17 protein-coding genes are annotated in these 17,042 nt (G+C 36.8%); 4 read left to right on the top strand and 13 right to left on the bottom strand.

Annotated features, from left to right (window positions below; all coding sequences use genetic code 11):
• Positions 1 to 5: 5 nt before the first annotated feature.
• Together ACSLUO_RS11955 and ACSLUO_RS11960 are read left to right on the top strand one after the other, a co-directional pair.
• On the top strand, positions 6 to 140 hold the full coding sequence (locus ACSLUO_RS11955; RefSeq protein WP_448248767.1) for a hypothetical protein: 135 nt from the start codon (positions 6 to 8) through the stop codon (positions 138 to 140).
• Positions 141 to 356: 216 nt separating this feature from the next.
• Complete coding sequence (locus tag ACSLUO_RS11960; protein WP_448248768.1) at positions 357 to 722, top strand: hypothetical protein; 366 nt, start codon at positions 357 to 359, stop codon at positions 720 to 722.
• Between the two features lie 13 nt (positions 723 to 735).
• Here ACSLUO_RS11960 and ACSLUO_RS11965 read toward each other — a convergent pair whose 3' ends face one another.
• Together ACSLUO_RS11965 and ACSLUO_RS11970 are read right to left on the bottom strand one after the other, a co-directional pair.
• Entirely contained in the window at positions 736 to 2,013 is a 1,278-nt protein-coding gene (locus tag ACSLUO_RS11965; protein WP_448248769.1) for an ABC transporter permease, read from the bottom strand.
• A complete protein-coding gene (locus tag ACSLUO_RS11970) occupies positions 2,003 to 2,686 on the bottom strand; it encodes an ABC transporter ATP-binding protein (protein ID WP_448248770.1) in 684 nt (227 codons plus the stop codon). The genes ACSLUO_RS11965 and ACSLUO_RS11970 overlap by 11 nt, the downstream gene beginning before the upstream one ends.
• Positions 2,687 to 2,818: 132 nt before the next feature.
• Between ACSLUO_RS11970 and ACSLUO_RS11975 the strand changes: the two genes are divergently transcribed.
• Positions 2,819 to 3,496, top strand: coding sequence for a DUF3299 domain-containing protein (locus ACSLUO_RS11975; protein ID WP_448248771.1), 678 nt, complete (start codon positions 2,819 to 2,821; stop codon positions 3,494 to 3,496).
• A 70-nt stretch (positions 3,497 to 3,566) separates the two neighbouring features.
• Here ACSLUO_RS11975 and ACSLUO_RS11980 read toward each other — a convergent pair whose 3' ends face one another.
• From ACSLUO_RS11980 to ACSLUO_RS12010, 7 genes are all read right to left on the bottom strand, one after another.
• Positions 3,567 to 4,619 (bottom strand): CobW family GTP-binding protein, encoded by a 1,053-nt coding sequence (locus ACSLUO_RS11980; protein WP_448248772.1) that lies wholly within the window; start codon positions 4,617 to 4,619, stop codon positions 3,567 to 3,569.
• Between the two features lie 18 nt (positions 4,620 to 4,637).
• The gene (locus ACSLUO_RS11985) at positions 4,638 to 4,829 is read right to left on the bottom strand and encodes an SEC-C metal-binding domain-containing protein (RefSeq protein WP_448248773.1); all 192 of its coding nucleotides are present in this window, start codon (positions 4,827 to 4,829) and stop codon (positions 4,638 to 4,640) included.
• Between the two features lie 50 nt (positions 4,830 to 4,879).
• Complete coding sequence (locus tag ACSLUO_RS11990; protein ID WP_448248774.1) at positions 4,880 to 5,272, bottom strand: MerC domain-containing protein; 393 nt, start codon at positions 5,270 to 5,272, stop codon at positions 4,880 to 4,882.
• A gap of 72 nt (positions 5,273 to 5,344) precedes the next feature.
• On the bottom strand, positions 5,345 to 5,911 hold the full coding sequence (locus ACSLUO_RS11995; protein ID WP_448248775.1) for a DUF2796 domain-containing protein: 567 nt from the start codon (positions 5,909 to 5,911) through the stop codon (positions 5,345 to 5,347).
• Between the two features lie 47 nt (positions 5,912 to 5,958).
• Positions 5,959 to 6,639, bottom strand: a complete 681-nt coding sequence (locus ACSLUO_RS12000; protein WP_448248776.1) for a DUF1826 domain-containing protein — start codon at positions 6,637 to 6,639, stop codon at positions 5,959 to 5,961.
• Positions 6,639 to 7,841: a zinc metallochaperone GTPase ZigA gene (gene zigA, locus ACSLUO_RS12005; RefSeq protein ID WP_448248777.1), complete on the bottom strand. Its 1,203-nt coding sequence runs from the start codon at positions 7,839 to 7,841 to the stop codon at positions 6,639 to 6,641. Before zigA ends, ACSLUO_RS12000 begins: the two co-directional genes overlap by 1 nt.
• Before the next feature lie 276 nt (positions 7,842 to 8,117).
• Positions 8,118 to 10,898 (bottom strand): alpha-L-rhamnosidase, encoded by a 2,781-nt coding sequence (locus ACSLUO_RS12010; protein WP_448248778.1) that lies wholly within the window; start codon positions 10,896 to 10,898, stop codon positions 8,118 to 8,120.
• A gap of 358 nt (positions 10,899 to 11,256) precedes the next feature.
• Here ACSLUO_RS12010 and ACSLUO_RS12015 point away from each other — a divergent pair, with 358 nt between their 5' ends.
• Positions 11,257 to 12,741, top strand: coding sequence for a sulfatase (locus ACSLUO_RS12015; protein WP_448248779.1), 1,485 nt, complete (start codon positions 11,257 to 11,259; stop codon positions 12,739 to 12,741).
• A gap of 313 nt (positions 12,742 to 13,054) precedes the next feature.
• On the opposite strand, the gene ACSLUO_RS12020 is transcribed toward ACSLUO_RS12015, so the two are convergent.
• From ACSLUO_RS12020 to ACSLUO_RS12035, 4 genes are all read right to left on the bottom strand, one after another.
• Positions 13,055 to 13,999 carry an alpha/beta hydrolase family protein gene (locus ACSLUO_RS12020; RefSeq protein ID WP_448248780.1) on the bottom strand — a complete coding sequence of 315 codons (945 nt, stop codon included), beginning with the start codon at positions 13,997 to 13,999 and terminating at the stop codon, positions 13,055 to 13,057.
• Positions 14,000 to 14,153: 154 nt separating this feature from the next.
• Positions 14,154 to 14,519, bottom strand: a complete 366-nt coding sequence (locus ACSLUO_RS12025) for a hypothetical protein (RefSeq protein ID WP_448248781.1) — start codon at positions 14,517 to 14,519, stop codon at positions 14,154 to 14,156.
• 20 nt (positions 14,520 to 14,539) lie between these two features.
• Positions 14,540 to 14,893 (bottom strand): hypothetical protein, encoded by a 354-nt coding sequence (locus ACSLUO_RS12030; RefSeq protein ID WP_448248782.1) that lies wholly within the window; start codon positions 14,891 to 14,893, stop codon positions 14,540 to 14,542.
• A 114-nt stretch (positions 14,894 to 15,007) separates the two neighbouring features.
• A complete protein-coding gene (locus ACSLUO_RS12035) occupies positions 15,008 to 16,948 on the bottom strand; it encodes an ulvan lysase-like protein (RefSeq protein WP_448248783.1) in 1,941 nt (646 codons plus the stop codon).
• Between the last annotated feature and the right edge of the window lie 94 nt (positions 16,949 to 17,042).

Here is a 17,042-nt window from a genome sequence, read left to right on the forward strand (position 1 = left end):
TAATAATGAATAGACAAGAGATAGTTAAAATTGATACCCCTAAAAAAGAAAACACCTGCCTATTACTGAAAGCAGTACCTGCAGCTGAAATAATTATGATCAACTTTATGCTTAAAACCTTAGCAAGAACAGACGGTTAACATATTGATTATTTTTATTTAATAGCGTAAGTTACTGGGCTTAATATAACATGGAGGTTAGTATGAAGCTCTGTAAATACCTTTTCCTCCAGAGAATATGGACATACTCATCGAGTAAACCTTGTTGCTACTATTATTAGGGTCTGTTGAACTTTGTTTATATTTTCAGTAATAGGCTATTAAGGGAATAATTGTATAATGAAAAGAGGAAAATTAATGAAGTATTATGTTGCGTTACCACTATTGTTGTTGACCAGTTGTGCCACAACCAATTACAACCCATTCTTAGATGAGAAGATTGTTAAAAATCAAGTATGTCAATCAAGCTTAAAAACATTAGTGGAAAATGATGCCTTTTTGGAAGTGAAAACATTGATCGATAGAGAGTGTAATAACCTTGTCGTTAAAGGCTGGGTTAAAGGCAAAATTGATAATGCTTTTGATAAACGCTGTAAAGCATCATTTCAATATTTGGTTCAACGTCCAGCCCTACAAAGAGTGGCTAAACAATTTATTCAAAATGAATGTTATCCTGAAAACCCAAATAAGTTTTATTGGAAATCAACAAAAAATGTAGAGTAGAAAGCGAGTAACATTACTGCTTTTTTCTTTTCGATTGAGCATAGCCAATTAATGATGGGATCATGGCAATAATCAGCGAAGCTGCCATAACCGTGGCAATTAAATATAAGCTGTTTAACGACCAAATATTAGTACTAATATGTAAACCAAATTGGTTGGCTAAATAATCATCAAACATGAATAAGGTGCCGGTAAGCAGGCCGGCGCCCAAGACAATACTTGTTAAAGTGATAAATAAGGCTTCTAATTGTACCAATAAAAATAAAAAGGTCGGTGAAGCGCCAATCATACGTAATAATTGAATTTCTTTGCTGCGCTCTCTAATCGATGATAACAACATAGCACTTACCCCTAAACAAGCAGCAACTAGTACCAATAACGACACCAATAATAAGGTGTTTTCTAATATTGTCATCATTTGCCAAAGTTCAGATAGGGCAATACCAGGTAAAATAGCCATTAATGGCTCTGGTGAGTACTGATTAATTTCACGCTGCAGCCTAAAGGTAAGTACTTTGGATTTTAGTCCTAACATAAAAGCGGTAATGCTTTTTGGGGTTAGGTTAGCAAGTTCTGTTTGCTCAGTATTTTCTTGCAGGCTGTGTTGGTGGTTATGTTCATGCTGATGAGCATTGCTATGTTTTTGATGGCTTTGCCAATCCATGTGCATCGCTTCAATACCTTGTAAACTAACATGCAGGGTATTATCTACAGGTGTTCCCGTTGGCGCTAAAATACCAACAACTGTAAAGGGGGTTTGCTCGTGCAGTGCAAAACTTGTTTTAGCAATCCCGTGGGCAAGTACCAGTTTATCACCTAGTTGATAACCGAGTTTGTTAGCAACATGAGCGCCTAATACCACATCAAATACTTGGCTAAAAACTTCGCCTTGCTCAAAACTTAAACTGTGCTGCTTACCGTAGTTAAAATAGGTAAAATAATCTTGGTTAGTGCCAAGCACTCTAAAACCTTTGTGGGAGTCGCCTAGCGATAATGGAACAGCCCATTTTACTTTAGGATTTGCTTCAATATCTTTAAACGATTGCCAACGCATATTATTGGTTGGGCTGCCAATTTTAAAAACAGAATAAAGCAATAAGTTTAAGCTGCCGGTTCTTGCACCGCCAATTAAATCAATACCAGAAACTGTATTAGCAAAACTTTCTTTACTTTGGTGACGAATATGCTCAACACCTAATAAAACAAAAATGCTTACCGTCATCGCCATAATAGATAACATGATAGAGCCTTTACGATCACCTAGGCTTTTAAGTGCAAGTTTAGTTAACACAGGAAGTTGGCTCCAATTGGTTGATCTCGTTTAATGATTCTACTCGGCTAAAGTAGTGAGATAACGACATATCATGGCTAACAAATAATAATGTGATCTTGTGCTGTTTAACTATCGTCATCAATAAGCTCATAAAGTTATCACGGTTTGCTTGATCAAGAGATGATGTTGGCTCGTCGGCAATCAGTATCTGGGGTTTATTAATGAGAGCACGAGCGATAGCTATTCGTTGCTGTTGGCCAATACTTAAATTGCGTACCGGTTTATTCCAATCTTGCTCTGGAAAATTTAATGTCGTTAATAAGGTTTGAATATCGTTATCAAGAGAACGGTTTGATTTAGCAAAGTAACTGGCTAAGCGAATATTATCGATAGCATCTAGGTAAGGAATTAAATTAAATTTTTGAAAAACATAACCAATATGATTAGCTCTAAATTTATCTCGTTGGCGCGGGCTCATGTTATTCAATGCTTGCCCTAAAACAGTCACCTTGCCTTGTGTGGCGCTAAGTACACCACTTAATAAACCTAATAAGGTCGATTTGCCACCACCGGATGGTCCATAAATAAAGGCATCTTCACCTTCACCTAATGACCAAGTAGGGATATTTAAAATAGGTACATTGGCTTGTTCAGGATAGCTAAAACAAACATTTGATAGGTTAATTGCCATGGTTTACTGCATTTCCAATGTTAATAGTTCAGGTTATACAAATTGGTATTAAATATGATCAACAAACGGTTTAATAGCTAAATGATACAATGTATCATTTAGCTATTAAACTTCTTTTTAAATCTGAATGTTATGAGTAAATTAAGTCTTGCCAGTATTTTCTTTTTGTTGCTGTTAGGGTGTGAAAAAGCACCAGATCAGCAAAGAATTAATGAACAAATTAGCAAAGCAGCTAATAAAGTAGAAGATCCCACAATTGAAAGCCAACCGCAAAAACTGTTACCAGCTTCGGCCTTTATGAGTGCTGAGTGGGTAGATTTAATTCCGGAAGACGACTTAGAAGTTTTGCTAAATCCACCAGCGTATATTGATGAAATACCTGAAAACTCAGCGGAAGATCAATTAGATAACACAGGGAATAATAATGTTATTAATGCGAAACTTACCAGTTCAGAAGGTGATGCAGAAGCTGAACGTTATCAACAGGCATTAGCATCTACCCGTGTTATTTCTGCCGTTAACAATGTGCCTATTCGCATTCCTGCTTTTATTGTTCCGCTTGAGTTTGATGATGAACAGCGGGTGACGCAATTTTTTATGGTACCTTTTTTTGGCGCTTGTATTCATTTACCGCCACCACCACCTAACCAAACCATTTTTGTTAATTATCCGCAAGGGTTCAAACTTGATGATTTAACCGAGGCTTATTGGGTGTCTGGTATTATTAAAACATCTAAAGTCGAAAATGATCTGGCAACGGCAGCCTATACTATGGAAGTACATCACCTTGAACTGTATACAGAAGAATAAAAACAACACGTCGAATATGCTTACTTTGGCTTGAGCAATTTTCTTTAAATACCAGAATGTTTGACCTTGGTTAGCGTATACATGCTAATAATTGTGCTTCAATGATGTCCGCTAGGTTGTTATCTATATTTTTATCGAAATTTAATGTGATAACTTCAATAAAACTTTCTTGGTTATTGGCTTGGGCTTTTGTTTTTTCAGGCATTGGTGGGGCTTGGGTTAAGCCCTCATTAGTTACGTTATAGCTAAATCGACCGTGATTGGTGTTACAACTTGCTTTAATGCGTTCAGCATTAATGGTTGTTAATAAACCCTTTAGTTTATTGTGATCAAATACTTTGCTTGCAGAAAATCGCCAACCAATACTGGTGAATTCTTCACCATGATTAACTGCTTTAATAAAGCCGGACTCAGGTATTGGCATTTGTGCGATCAATGTTTTTTCAATAGTGCTATGTTGATGTCCATGTTGGGAAGCCGAGAGCAATGATAAAGCAAAAGTGTTATTACCGGCTAAATGGGCTAGATGAATTTCTCCGTGCTGTGCAAAGAGCACTTCAGTATTGCCATGACCATGTGATTTTACATAATTTATTAACCGTGACTTATCGTCTTTTTGATATAAATCGACTTTATTGCCAATCACCATATCGGCAATGGCAATTTGTTGGTTAAAAGTGTCATGATTAGTGTAACGTGGGTTGGTTAAATTTCGAGCATCAACTAAGGTGATCGTTTTTTGTAAGTTCAGTACCGGTTGATAATGTGGTTTTGAAAGCACGGTTAATACTTCTTTTGGATGGCCAAGGCCAGTTGGTTCGATAAAGAGACGATCTGGCTTAGCTTTGAGTAATAACTGATTCAAGGCTATTTGCATTGGTACGCCTGCCGCACAGCACATACAGCCACCCGGTACTTCACGAATAAAAACACCTTGTTGTTCTGAATATTGGCCAGCAAATAAAGCACCATCAACACCAATTTCACCAAATTCATTAACTAAAACAGCCCAGCGCTCATTGGCGGGTTTATGTTTAAAAAGTTGTAAAATGGTTGATGTTTTACCTACCCCTAAAAAGCCGGTGATAATGTTGGTTGGAACGGCGCTGATTTTGCTCTTCATTATTTCTCGTTAGTTATGTTAACCACAACATTTTTTAAATTTACGACCACTGTTACAAGGGCAAGGATCGTTGCGGCCGATTTTTGCTTGATTATAAACGATAGGGCTTTGCGGTGCACAACAAGCTGATTTACTACAGCAACTACTTGCTACTGCGGTTGTTTCTGTGGCACTTGCTAAATGATTAATTGTTTGATTTTCAGTATTCATTGTTTAAACCTATTGGTAAATGAGAGTAGATAAGTGGCAGACTTTGCTACTTAGTGCCGACAACTTTTGTTGCTACGACAGCGCTTAAAGTTAATTAAATGTGCGCCAGCAACTAGCATTGCGCCTATTAAGGTTAATGTTTTTTCACCAGTTTCCCCGATCATGTCATGATCTAAACATAGCGCTGATACCATCAAGGTAAGACCTAACATGCCTAAAACAAGTAAATGATATCTATGATGTTTTTTACATCCCATTGTAAGAGCATACAGACTTGTTGGGATCACAGCGATTAACATCCATTTATGAAAGGCTTCATCGTGAAGATTAAATGCCGCTAAACTTGGTAATAGGGCTAATAAAATCGGCAATACTAAGCAATGTATGGCGCATAACATTGATAATCCGATAGCAAATTTGTCTGTTATTGCTGTTGTTTTCATTTTTTATCTCTTGTGTAATTAAGTCTTAATAGGTTACTGGTGTTAACCCTTGAGTAATTTAAATGGTTTTAATTAGTTAAAATTAACGGTGTTGTTATTCGCATCAAGTGTTAAGGCACCTTGCTGACTTGGTGTGATCCACATGGCTTGTATTTTTTCAATTCCAGGAAATGGTACAAACACATTGAAATCAATGGCTGAAATTGACGAAGCTTGGTGACATTGATAACGATAATAAGCGGATACTTCACTGTGGTTGTCGGCTTGGTGATTTGTCTTTATCTGCTTATTGTCATCATGATGCTTATGGCTATGTTCACTCGTATTTGTTGTGTGATGCTCTGATGATATGCTTGATAAATCGATAACTTGCTCGATAAAGTTGCAATTTCCTCCTGAAAATACAAACAATGTTTGAGGTTGGCTTAACAAGGTTTTAGCCGCTTTAATTTTGGCAATATCAGCTGGCGTGATGGCTCTATGCTCAAAGCCGACAATATTGCTAGCAGGTGAGTGTATTTCAATTTCTAGGTTTTGCTTATCTATGGCAATGGTAATTTCAGATAAACCATGTAGATGAGCATTAAGAGAAGTACTTTGCTCTGCAAAGCTCAATCTATGTATACTTGTGCTTAGCATAGCCACGCTTAAGGTTAAAATATTAAGGTACGTTTTCATCTAATTAATTAATCAGCTAAAAAATCAAGGGTTAATAATAATCTTTGCTCATCTGCTTTTACGGGGGGAGAGCGGTGTACTAAACCACCACCTTTACTTTCATCCCAGTTTTCACCTTTTAGCAAAGCAACATCACCTACCGTTAATTGGTTTATATCTTGTGGACTCTTAAACAGGCCTGATTCTTCGTCAGTTTTTCCTTGGTTACCAGCACCTAATTTACGGCGATCAACAGCGTCATGATTTAGCCATTCAGTGGCAATACCATGATAAGTTGTTACTAAACGGCAAGGGATATGATCAACATGAAAACGAGGGCACATAGCTCGATCAAGTACAGTGAGCCTTAATCCTGCTCGTTTAAGGTCAAATAAACAGCAAAACATATCAACCAATAAGGCAATATCATCACTTAATACGGAGATTGCCTCAGAATTGCCAAAGGCTTCAGCTAATACTTGTTGGGTATCTTCAGGTGTTACGGCAAGAACAGCTGCTGTTTTAGTGTGAGTTTTTAAAAATTCGCTGACAGCAGAAGTTAGCTCAGGTGAAAGGTCACGTTGCCAAATAACCATATTAGCGCCATCTTGATAAATGTTGCTAAGCACTTCAGGAGTGTTACATTGTATCGTTTGTCTGCGCAATATTTCTGGGTTGTTATTTTTATATTCAACGGCAAGTGCTGTCATTATTGTTCCTCCCATGCTGGAAAAGGGTCATTAAGTTTTGCCCAATGTTGTTTACCTTGTAATAGTTCATCTTCTGGTAATAGGCAGTTATTTAACGTGGCAATTATTGCTTCTTTATTTAAATTTTGGCCGATAAAAACAAGTTCTTGACGCATATCACCAAAAGGTTCAAGCCACTGTTTTTTTATTTCTTGAAGTGATTCAGGATCGGTAGGCCAATTTTTTTCAGGAATGGCTTTCCAAAACATACCGGCAAAGCCATAACGAGCAATACCACCAGCTTGGCTCCATTGGCCACAAAATTGCGGTCGTGTTGCTAACCAAAAATAACCTTTAGAGCGAAGTAATTTGCCAAATTGCTCGGTGTTATGAAGAAAGTGATAAAACTTTTCAGGGTTAAATGGCCGACGAGCGGTGTAATTGAAACTACTGATACCATATTCTTGTGTTTCTGGGAGGTGTTCACCACGCATTTCTTTAAGCCAACCGGGTGATTGTTCAGCACGTTCAAAATTAAATAATCCTGTGTTAAGTACTGAATTTATATCAACTTTACCTAAGGTAATAGGAATAATTTTGGCATGAGTATTAAGAATGTTAAGGATGGCGATTAGCTTGTTTATCTCAGAGGGAGTAACCAAATCAGTTTTACTAATTAGGAGCACATCGGCAAATTCAACTTGTTCAACTAATAAATCGGCAACACTGCGATCGTCTTCTTCGCCAAGCGATTCATTAGTTTCTTGAATAAATTGTGCTTGTTCATAATCTTTTAAAAAGTTAACAGCATCAACTACTGTCACCATAGTGTCTAAAGTGGCGACGTCAGACAACGAAACACCTGTTTCATCGGCAAAAGTGAATGTTTCCGCAACGGGTAATGGTTCTGAAATACCGGTTGATTCAATTACTAAATAATCAAATTTACCTGTTTTCGCTAATTCACCAACTTCAATCAATAAGTCTTCACGCAACGTACAGCAAATACAGCCGTTACTCATTTCTACGAGTTTTTCTTCACTTCGATTAAGCGATACTTCACTTTTTATGGTAGCGGCATCGATATTTATAGCGCTCATATCATTAACAATAACAGCCACTTTTTTGCCTTCACGGTTGTTAAGAATATGACTTAATACCGTGGTTTTTCCTGCACCCAAAAAGCCAGATAAAACAGTAACAGGCAACTTTTTTTCGATCATAAATAACTTCTATACAAATACTTATTTGAGTTATGTTATAACATAACAATTTATAGTGCTAGTAGATCATTAATAATTATTACCGGTTTTTTAATAATGGCGTTATGTGTTGATGATGTATTACTGCCGTTTTATGGTTTTTTCTGAGCGGAAATATGACTAGAGGAATGTGTAGTAATGTTAAGATCAGTAAAAGTAAGCTACGAGCTCGCAAACTGAAAGGCTAAAGCGGCTTGAAATTAAGCCGCTATTTATCACAATAGCGGCTTAGGTTAACTATAAATGAATAGCACCACTTATTTGGTAGCTACCAGGAGGTAAAATTGTCTTACTGGTTGGCGTATTAATAGGGGCGATTGTTGGTACTTGTTGGCTGTTGATTATTTTTACATTGGTTACACTTGGTAAAATTAGTTCAGCTTGGCTATTTTTAGGCACAACTAAAGTCATTGATAAATTGTTATCTTTTATCGACCAACTAACAGATATATCACCCATAGGCGTTGGTACTGAGCCATTTAAATGATTTAATTTATCGGTAAATTGTGGCGACACAGTAAAGGTTTTAAAGCCTGGTGTTGTTGCTTGAATTCCTAAAATGCCGGTATAAAACCACTTGGCAACTGCGCCGTAAGCATAATGGTTTAATGAATTCATATTTGCTTTGTTAAATCCTTCTTCAAATGAATATGAATTCCAGCGTTCCCAAGTTGTAGTTGCGCCATTATTAATAGAATAAAACCATGAAGGATAAGTTTCTTTTAATAAAATGTCGTACATCAGTTCACTGTGACCAAATTGCTGTAATACCTCATACAACAAAGGGGTACCTAAAAAACCAGTACGTAAATGACGATCACTTTCTTCTAATAAATTAATTAATTTAGCTACAGCGATTGGCTGTTGTTCAACACTAAATAAGTTAAATGCTAAAGGTAACAAGTAACTTGTTTGTGTTGTTTTTAAGATGATTTCACTAGTTTTTGGCTTTTTAAGACGTTTACCATCTTCACGGTTTATTACCCGTATTGCTTTGTTAACTAAGTTTAAATTTTCATCAAAAAAGTAATTTCTGAATTTATTTTTAATGTTAGCAAACAGGGCATCAAATTGTGCCGCGTCACTTTTATAACCTAATAAGTGTGCAGTTTTAGCCGCTATTTCTACAGAGCGCGCATAATAAGCCGTGGCAATTAAATCAGGGTGGGTGTCACCTTTAGCGCGGCCATTTTCTGAAAAAGGTTGTAACCAGTCACCGTAAGTACCAATGTTAGAAATATAATCAACACTATTAAATTCCGTGTAACTTATCCAGCGCTTCATCATAGTGTAGTTTTCTTTAAGTACCTGAATATCACCGGTATATTGATATAAATCCCAAGGCACAATTGTGGCGGCATCCCCCCAAGCGGCGGCGGTACCATCAGTTAAAAATGAACGAAAGGGAACAAATTTAGGGATCATGCCGCTAATGTCTTGTTCTTCCCGTACACTTTCTAACCAAGCTGACCAAAAAGCATAAACATCGGCTTTATACATTGAGGTACTTACAAAAACTTGAGCATCGCCGGTCCAACCTAAACGTTCATCACGTTGCGGGCAGTCGGTGGGAATATCTAAAAAGTTACCACGTAAGCCCCATGAGACATTGTCAGAAAGTTTATTTAACTTGGCATGAGAGCTTTGAAAATTGTCATAAACCGCAAAATCTGAGTGTAATACTTGCCCATTTATCCAATCTAAGCTTGGTTGCTGTTCGGTATCATAACCGCTAATTTCTACATATTGATAACCATGAAAAGTAAATGTAGGACGATACGTGATCATACCGTTGGCGTTTGGCACGTAATAATCAGTATTTTTGGCTGAACGCAGATTACGGGTATGAAAAGTGCCATGCTCTAATGCTTCTGAAAATCGTAATTTAATGGTTTGTCCGGCTTTTGCTGGTAGGTTAATTTCTGGCACACCCACCATATTTTGCCCCATGTCGAAAATAGCAACCCCGTCTTTAACACTGACAATATCAACAGCAGGTATTACTTTAGTTGCTTTTACTGCGGTATGACGTTTAGGCTTTAGTTGTACTTGGCTGTCAATGGGTTCGGCATAAACAACTGCCCATGTATCGGCAGCAAAGTTTGCGGTATTCCAACCAGGCATTTCAAAGTTGGCATCATAGGTTTCACCGTCATAATTACCTGCGGCTCTGATCGGCCCTTGATCTGTTGATTGCCAACTATTGTTTGAAGTAATAATTTGACGGCTACCATCGGTAAAGTTCAGCTCTAATTGTGCTAATAATCGCATTGGCAAAATATAGTCTTTTTTTGTTGGACTGAATATTCTGCCGGTATGCCAACCCTCAGCAATTATGGCACCTAAAGCATTATCACCAAGTGCTAAGTGCTTTGTTACGTCGTAAGTTAAGGTTTCAATGCGCTTGTGGTAAGGCGTCCAGCCGGGTGTCATAACATCATCACTGATCGCTTCACCATTAATATAAGGTTTAAATACCCCTTTAGCCGTTATATATAAACGAGCTTGTTGAATTGGTTTATTAAGGTTGAAGGTGGTGCGTAAATATTGTGGTTGATTAAAATTATTCTCTGATTCAGGGTGGCCAATCCATGAGGCTTGCCAGTCATGGTTGTTTAACAGCCCTAACTCAATTGATTGAGTGTTACTCCAACTTGAAGCTTGCTGTTGTTCATCCCAAACTTTTACCCGCCAATACACTTTTTGGCGAGAGTTTAAAGGGCTTCCTTGGTAACGTAGCCAAGCATTTTTACTTGATGCAACTTTTTTGCTGTCCCATAACAATGTGTTTGTTGAAAACTCAGAATTGCTAGCGACTTGAATTTGATAAGCCGTTTGCGTTTGTATTTTCGCTTGAGGGTTTAACTGCCAACTAAAACGTGGCTGCGCTTCATAATAACCAATAGGGTTTACAAAACCTTCGCCAACTTTTAATTGTATAACCGTATGTTCTTTTTCGAGAACATCTGTTGTTGATGGCGTTTGATTATTTTGGCAACCGATCATGAAAAATGACATAAAAATAAAACTAAAGACTAGGTGAGGGCTATGGTGATGGTTTTGTTTATTTTTACAGGTTATATAATAAAAATACCGTTTTAACAGAGGCAGCATACTTTACTCCAAAAATGTTATCTGACTTTTTTCTAATATTTTTTGTAATAAGAAAGTCAAAGGTGAAACATGACATAGGAAAAGACAGAAAATTAAATAATTGATACCCCTAAAATAAAGTAAACTTTTTAATAATTTTTTTAAATTTTGGGGTATCAATTTTAATGTTTAGTGTCTATTCCTTTATGTTTAGCTATTTAATTGCGGATCACCGATGATAATTAGCCGTATTGATACAATAAAAGTTTAGTGAGGAAATTAGATGAAATTTAAAAAACTTAATAAATTACCCTTGGTAGTTTTAAGTTTATTCACGCTGCAAGCTTGTCAAAGCACCGATATTTCAGCAAGTAACAAACAAATTGCCACGCCCAAGCAACCAAATGTTGTGGTATTTTTAATTGATGATTTACGTGTTGATTTAGGTACTTACGGTAGTAAACATGTGATCAGCCCGAATATTGATAAGCTTGCCAGTGAAGGGGTGAGGTTTGATCAAGCTTATGCGCAACAAGCTATTTGTGGGCCTTCACGCGTGAGTATTATGACCGGCTTACGTCCTGAAACAACAGGCTTATATACTATTTGGAAAGATGGTCGTTTACGTCCTAATCAGCCTGATGTGGTATCAATGCCACAACTATTTAAACAAAATGGCTACAAAACTGTGAGTATTGGTAAGGTTTACCACAGCGTAACTGACGATCAAGAAAACTGGTCTACGCATATTAAAAAGCTAAAAAACTTTTATGTTGATCCAGCCAAAGAAGCAGAAAAATTTGCCTATGAAGCAGGTGACGTTGACGATAACTTTTATAAAGATGGCAAAGTTGCAACAGACGCTATTGAAACCTTAAAGCAACTAAAAGCGCAAGATGACAAATTTTTAATGATGGTAGGTTTTAGTAAACCGCATTTACCGTTTAATGCGCCGAAAAAGTATTGGGATATGTACGATCCTGAGCAATTTGATGTTCCTAGCCGCAAAAAGCCAGATAACATGTACTCGTTAGCCTTAACTAAATGGGGTGAATTACGCATGTATGGCGGCATTCCTAAAGAAGGTGACGTAAATGACGAGCTAACTAAAACCTTGATCCATGCTTATTATTCAACAGTAACTTATATGGACGCGCAAGTAGGCCGTGTCATGCAAGCACTTGATGACATGGGCTTACGTGAAAATACCATGGTGGTATTTATGAGTGATCATGGTTATAAACTAGGTGAGTATGGTGCGTGGAACAAACATACTAATATGCAACTTGATACCCGTGTACCGCTAATTATTAGCCGAGAGTTATCGCATAAAGGCCGTAAAGCAGGTGTAAGTTCAAATGCTTTAGTTGAAAACGTCGATGTATTCCCGTCAATTGCTGAAGCTGCTGGCTTACCTATGCCTAAACTAGATGGCCAAAGTTTGTTAACTTTATTAGACAACCCTGAAATGAAATGGGATAACGCAGCTTATAGTTTATTTACCCGTGGAAAAACCATGGGAGTGACAGTAACTGATGGTAAGTGGCGCTATACCGAATGGCGTGACGCTAAAACCCAAGCGTTAAAGTTTACTGAGTTATACGATCACACCACCAGTGAAGTAGCTAGCGCGAATGTATCAGGGCAGAAAAAACACCAAGTTCTTGAGCAAAAATTAAAAGCGATGTTACACCAGCAATTCCCAATGAACGCACCGTCATTTTATGAAAAACGACATGTGAAAAATAACCAAGTGTTAACACAATAAAGGCAGTAATTTTAGCAAGCTAAATTTACTATGCTTGTTGACACAATCAAAAACCAGTAGGTTAGCTGCCTACTGGTTTTTTTAGTGATTTAAAATGAAAATAGAGTTAAGGGATTGTTAAATCAATATTGAGGCTTGTTAACGGCTATAGCCATATTTGAGGTTTTTAACATACGCTGGAATTTTACTTATAGCTTTCCTTGCTACATTCCGCCTCGTAAATAGACAAAAGTTTGTTGGCTAAAATCAGCGAGGCACGGGCAGTAGCCAACTGTTTTTAGTTAGTTCTGCTTTAATGCCTTGATAGAAGTTTTTATAGATACTCTCGAAACCAACTAACAAGCTCTTCATTCGCTTTTTCTTTGTTTTTTATTAAACCATGATCATCTTTTGGATAGACAACAAGTTTGTGAGGAATACTATTATTAGCTAGCGCACTTGCTAGTTCAATAGAGTTATTAACTGATACTTTTTTATCATCTTCTCCATGTAAAAGTAAAATGGGGATATTCGGCGATAATTCACTAACCCACTTTAATACTGAACGTTTCTCTAATTCTGCTACTTTATTTTTACCATAGTCAGTGATTCTTTTAGTGTATACCTTTTCCATAGCAGGACGAAAATCGAGCTCTTTTAACAAATCCGTTGCACCAGCAATTGTTGCTATTGCCTTTATTTTACTTGTTTCTTTTAAAACTAAGTGAGTTTGCATACCTCCTCGACTAAAGCCATACATGCCAATACGTTTCTCATCAGCACCTTTAATTTTAGGAATGTAATCTAGTAGTGCAATAACATCATTAACGTCTTTTCCACAAAACTCATCAAGTAAAATGCCTTTTGTACGAGATAATCTATATTGACTTCCAATAATCACAAACCCTTCGTTTGCGATAGGAAATAAGTTATGCATCATTGAACCAAATACTACTGATCCATAGTTACCATTGCCACCTCGGTTGTATATTAAAACAGGTAGTTTATTTTCATTTGATTTGGGCTTAATGACATAACCTGAGACTTCTAGGCCGTCAACGTTGTACTTAAATGTTATACAAGATAGGTTGTTTTTATACTGATTAAATTTTTCCTCTCCAAACATAGAGTCAAAGACTGCCATTCCTTTTGATAGTTTTTCTTCAGATTTAATTCTTATTTGTCGCTTCTCTTTAATAAAACCACGCCATGTGGCGTAGTCTTTGAATTTGTGATTAAAACAGTTTTTTTGATCCTTTATACTTTCGTCATTTATCAAATTTGCTGCTTGCGTAGCAAATGATGAAAAAATTAACGAACAAATTAATAGATATTTGCTAACATGAACTCCGTGTAGGTGATAGAAACTTCAACGCTTTGCTAATTGGCGAGGTACGAGCTAAGCAACCTGTATTTTGTCTCTTAACAACTTGTTATGTTTCTTTTGCACAATTTTCAGACAAGTAATCAAGAACATACTCTAAGTCTTTGACACGACTTTCTGGTATCTCTTTATTGTAAAGTAATGCATATACTTTTAGGTCATATAATCTAATTATTTCATTGAGCTCTTCTTTACTAGAGCTCGGTAATGAAGGTAAACAATAGATATCTTTCAACGTAATGTAATGACCAGGTACATCTATTGCGTTTGAAATAGTTTGCTCCCTTATCAGTTTAGTTAGCTCTATGTTTTTGGAATAATAACTATATAAAACCGACATGAGCATGAAAACAGTAGCTAAAAAAGGTAACAAACCAACCTTAGAGTTTTTAAAATAATGAGAAATTTTACTCAAAATCATCCTTAAACAGCTTGTTATGTTGAGTTTTTCGAAAATTTAAACTGATTTACATAAACCAACAATACAACTATAGCTAAAGTAATAAAAGAAAATAAACGATCCTCTTCTATTTTAGGTGGGACGTAATTAGGCTCTCTAGTAAATAAATAAAATATCCAGCCTAAAACGATAATTAAAGTTAAACCTAGAATCCATTTAGGTATTGGTGAAGTATACTCTTGTTTAATTTGTTCTTTCGATTTTATAAGCAATGAAAAAAGTAAAAGAAAAACAATTAATAACTTTTCAAAAATACCACCATAAAAATAATATAAAGCAAGAAAAGATAAGTTAAGAATTAACCAAAGATGTAATTTATGATTATTCACCATTCCTCCATGAAACATAACAGCTTATTAGACAGGTAAAGGCTTTTTTAAAAAGCCATTACCCAATAAATTTTAAATTATTACTCTGAAAGCTAACGATAAAAACTAATAATATCAAGTTATTAATTCATCTACTTTTATTGTTATTATTATTTCTCTATCTTGTGGGCTAAAAAAGGTTTCTATAGGTAATGCTTCTACACCCGGCACCATGTTAAAGGTTCTACTTCTGGTAATTTCTTTAATTGAAAGCGGCATGTTAGCCGTTATTGTCACTACGCCTTGGGGCTTTTCGATAGTAATTGTTTTAGTGTTTACTTGCGTAACTTTTTCACCGGTAGGCGAAATGATCGGTAAAACAAAAGCTGTTTTATGTTTGATTGCTTGCTTGGTGTTTACTTGAATTTGCAGTTGCTCATCGTTACATAAATAGTTTAAGGCAAAGTTTTTAGCGGTGGCAGTTACTGGCTCGCGTGCTTCATTTTTTAGTGTTACCTGTGATGATAATGTAAGTGAGCCATTAATGTCGGTTGAACTAATACTTGTGGTTAAATCAAATAAATTGGTATACCAGCTATTATCTTTAAAGGTTTCAATACGCGGTGTTAAGGCGATATCTTTACTTGGTTGTGGTTGCTGGTTGTTTTTTTCCATCATCTTGTATATTGCCATACTAGCCGCACATAAAAGCCCGACTTTTTGATGATATAAAATCCCTAATGCGCCTCCGGTTGCTTGGCGATAATCTTCTTGGTAATGATATTCTGCGTCATATGCACTGACGGTGCCTCGCCAATCGCCGCGCGCAAATAAAGCAACATCTAAATCTTTAAAGTGGGTAATGCCATCGGCAACACCTCTTGGTAATGGGGCGGTGGTATTAATGTTAGGTAATTTTGGCCAGTGATCGAGTAAAGCAGCTAAAGGTTTAGCGTGGGCAAAAGTATGATGCACACAAGGGGCAATGCCATGCGAGACATAATGTGGGCCGCCATGTAATAAACCATTGGCAGTACATTGTTTTAATAATTCTGTGTTTTTAACTGCCGCGGTACCAAAAGCGGGATTAATGTGTGCCATCATGGCGAAAGCTGGTTGGCTACCGTCGCAAGTGCGGCTGCCCCAATAACTCCATTTGTATTGCCGAGTACCCCAGCTGTTATCCCAAGCACCGTCGGGTAGCATAAAGGCTAGGTGGCTATTTAAAGATTTGGTGAGTAAGTTTAGTAATTCTTCATCATGTTCTTTAACCGCGTACATCACTAAACTATTTAAGGTTTCTTCGACATTGTAACCAAGATCAACACCATGTAAGCCTTTTTTGCTTAATTTAGACGAACTTTTTTTACATTCACCAAATAACAAGTTTTCGTTAACGGTAAAATAGGCTTTTACTTCTTCAGCCAGTTTTTTACTTTTGGCGATAAAGTCGTCATTTTTTAGTAAATGTCCGATAAGGTTTAAACCATAAATTGCGGTACCGCCATAATTAATATTTGTAAAAGCAATAGTAAAGGTGTCGTGAATATATTGGCCTGCTTTTGCTAACCGTGCTGTCCATGCTGTTCGGCGAGTTTCGCTTAATACATGACCGTGGTAATGCAAAGCTTCTGCTAGGGCAATTGCGCCAAAAATGGTGATGCCTTTCCATGATTTAGGATCAGGTATTACTGTCCAGCTGCCATCAGGTTGAGAAACGTTTTGCTCAGCCCAATCCATAACTAAGATGGCGGCTTGGGTATATTTTTTATCACCTGTTATATCTGCCATGTATAAAAAAGGGTAAACAGCGTCCATACAACGGCCATGAATATGTGTGCAAGCAGGGCAGTCTAATGCGCCATGAACTTGTGGGTTTTCAGGCTGGTTTATTTGTACTTTTAGCATGCCATCACACCAGTCTTTTAACAGCTCATAGGTGAGTTTTTTAAAAGCTGGTGAATGTTGATTATTGGCTGAAGCATTCAACAGGGTAGCCATTGATAAGCTAGGCATGGGGAGTGATAAGCCAATACCAGCTAAGCCTGAAAGTTGGAGAAAGTTACGTCTTTTCATAGTGTGTTTCTACCTTGTTAAATATCTAATACCATTCCGTATAATAATTAAGCATTATGCTATGGCAACACCAATTTATAGGCATAACAAAGAT

This window comes from Thalassotalea agariperforans (genome assembly GCF_053470345.1).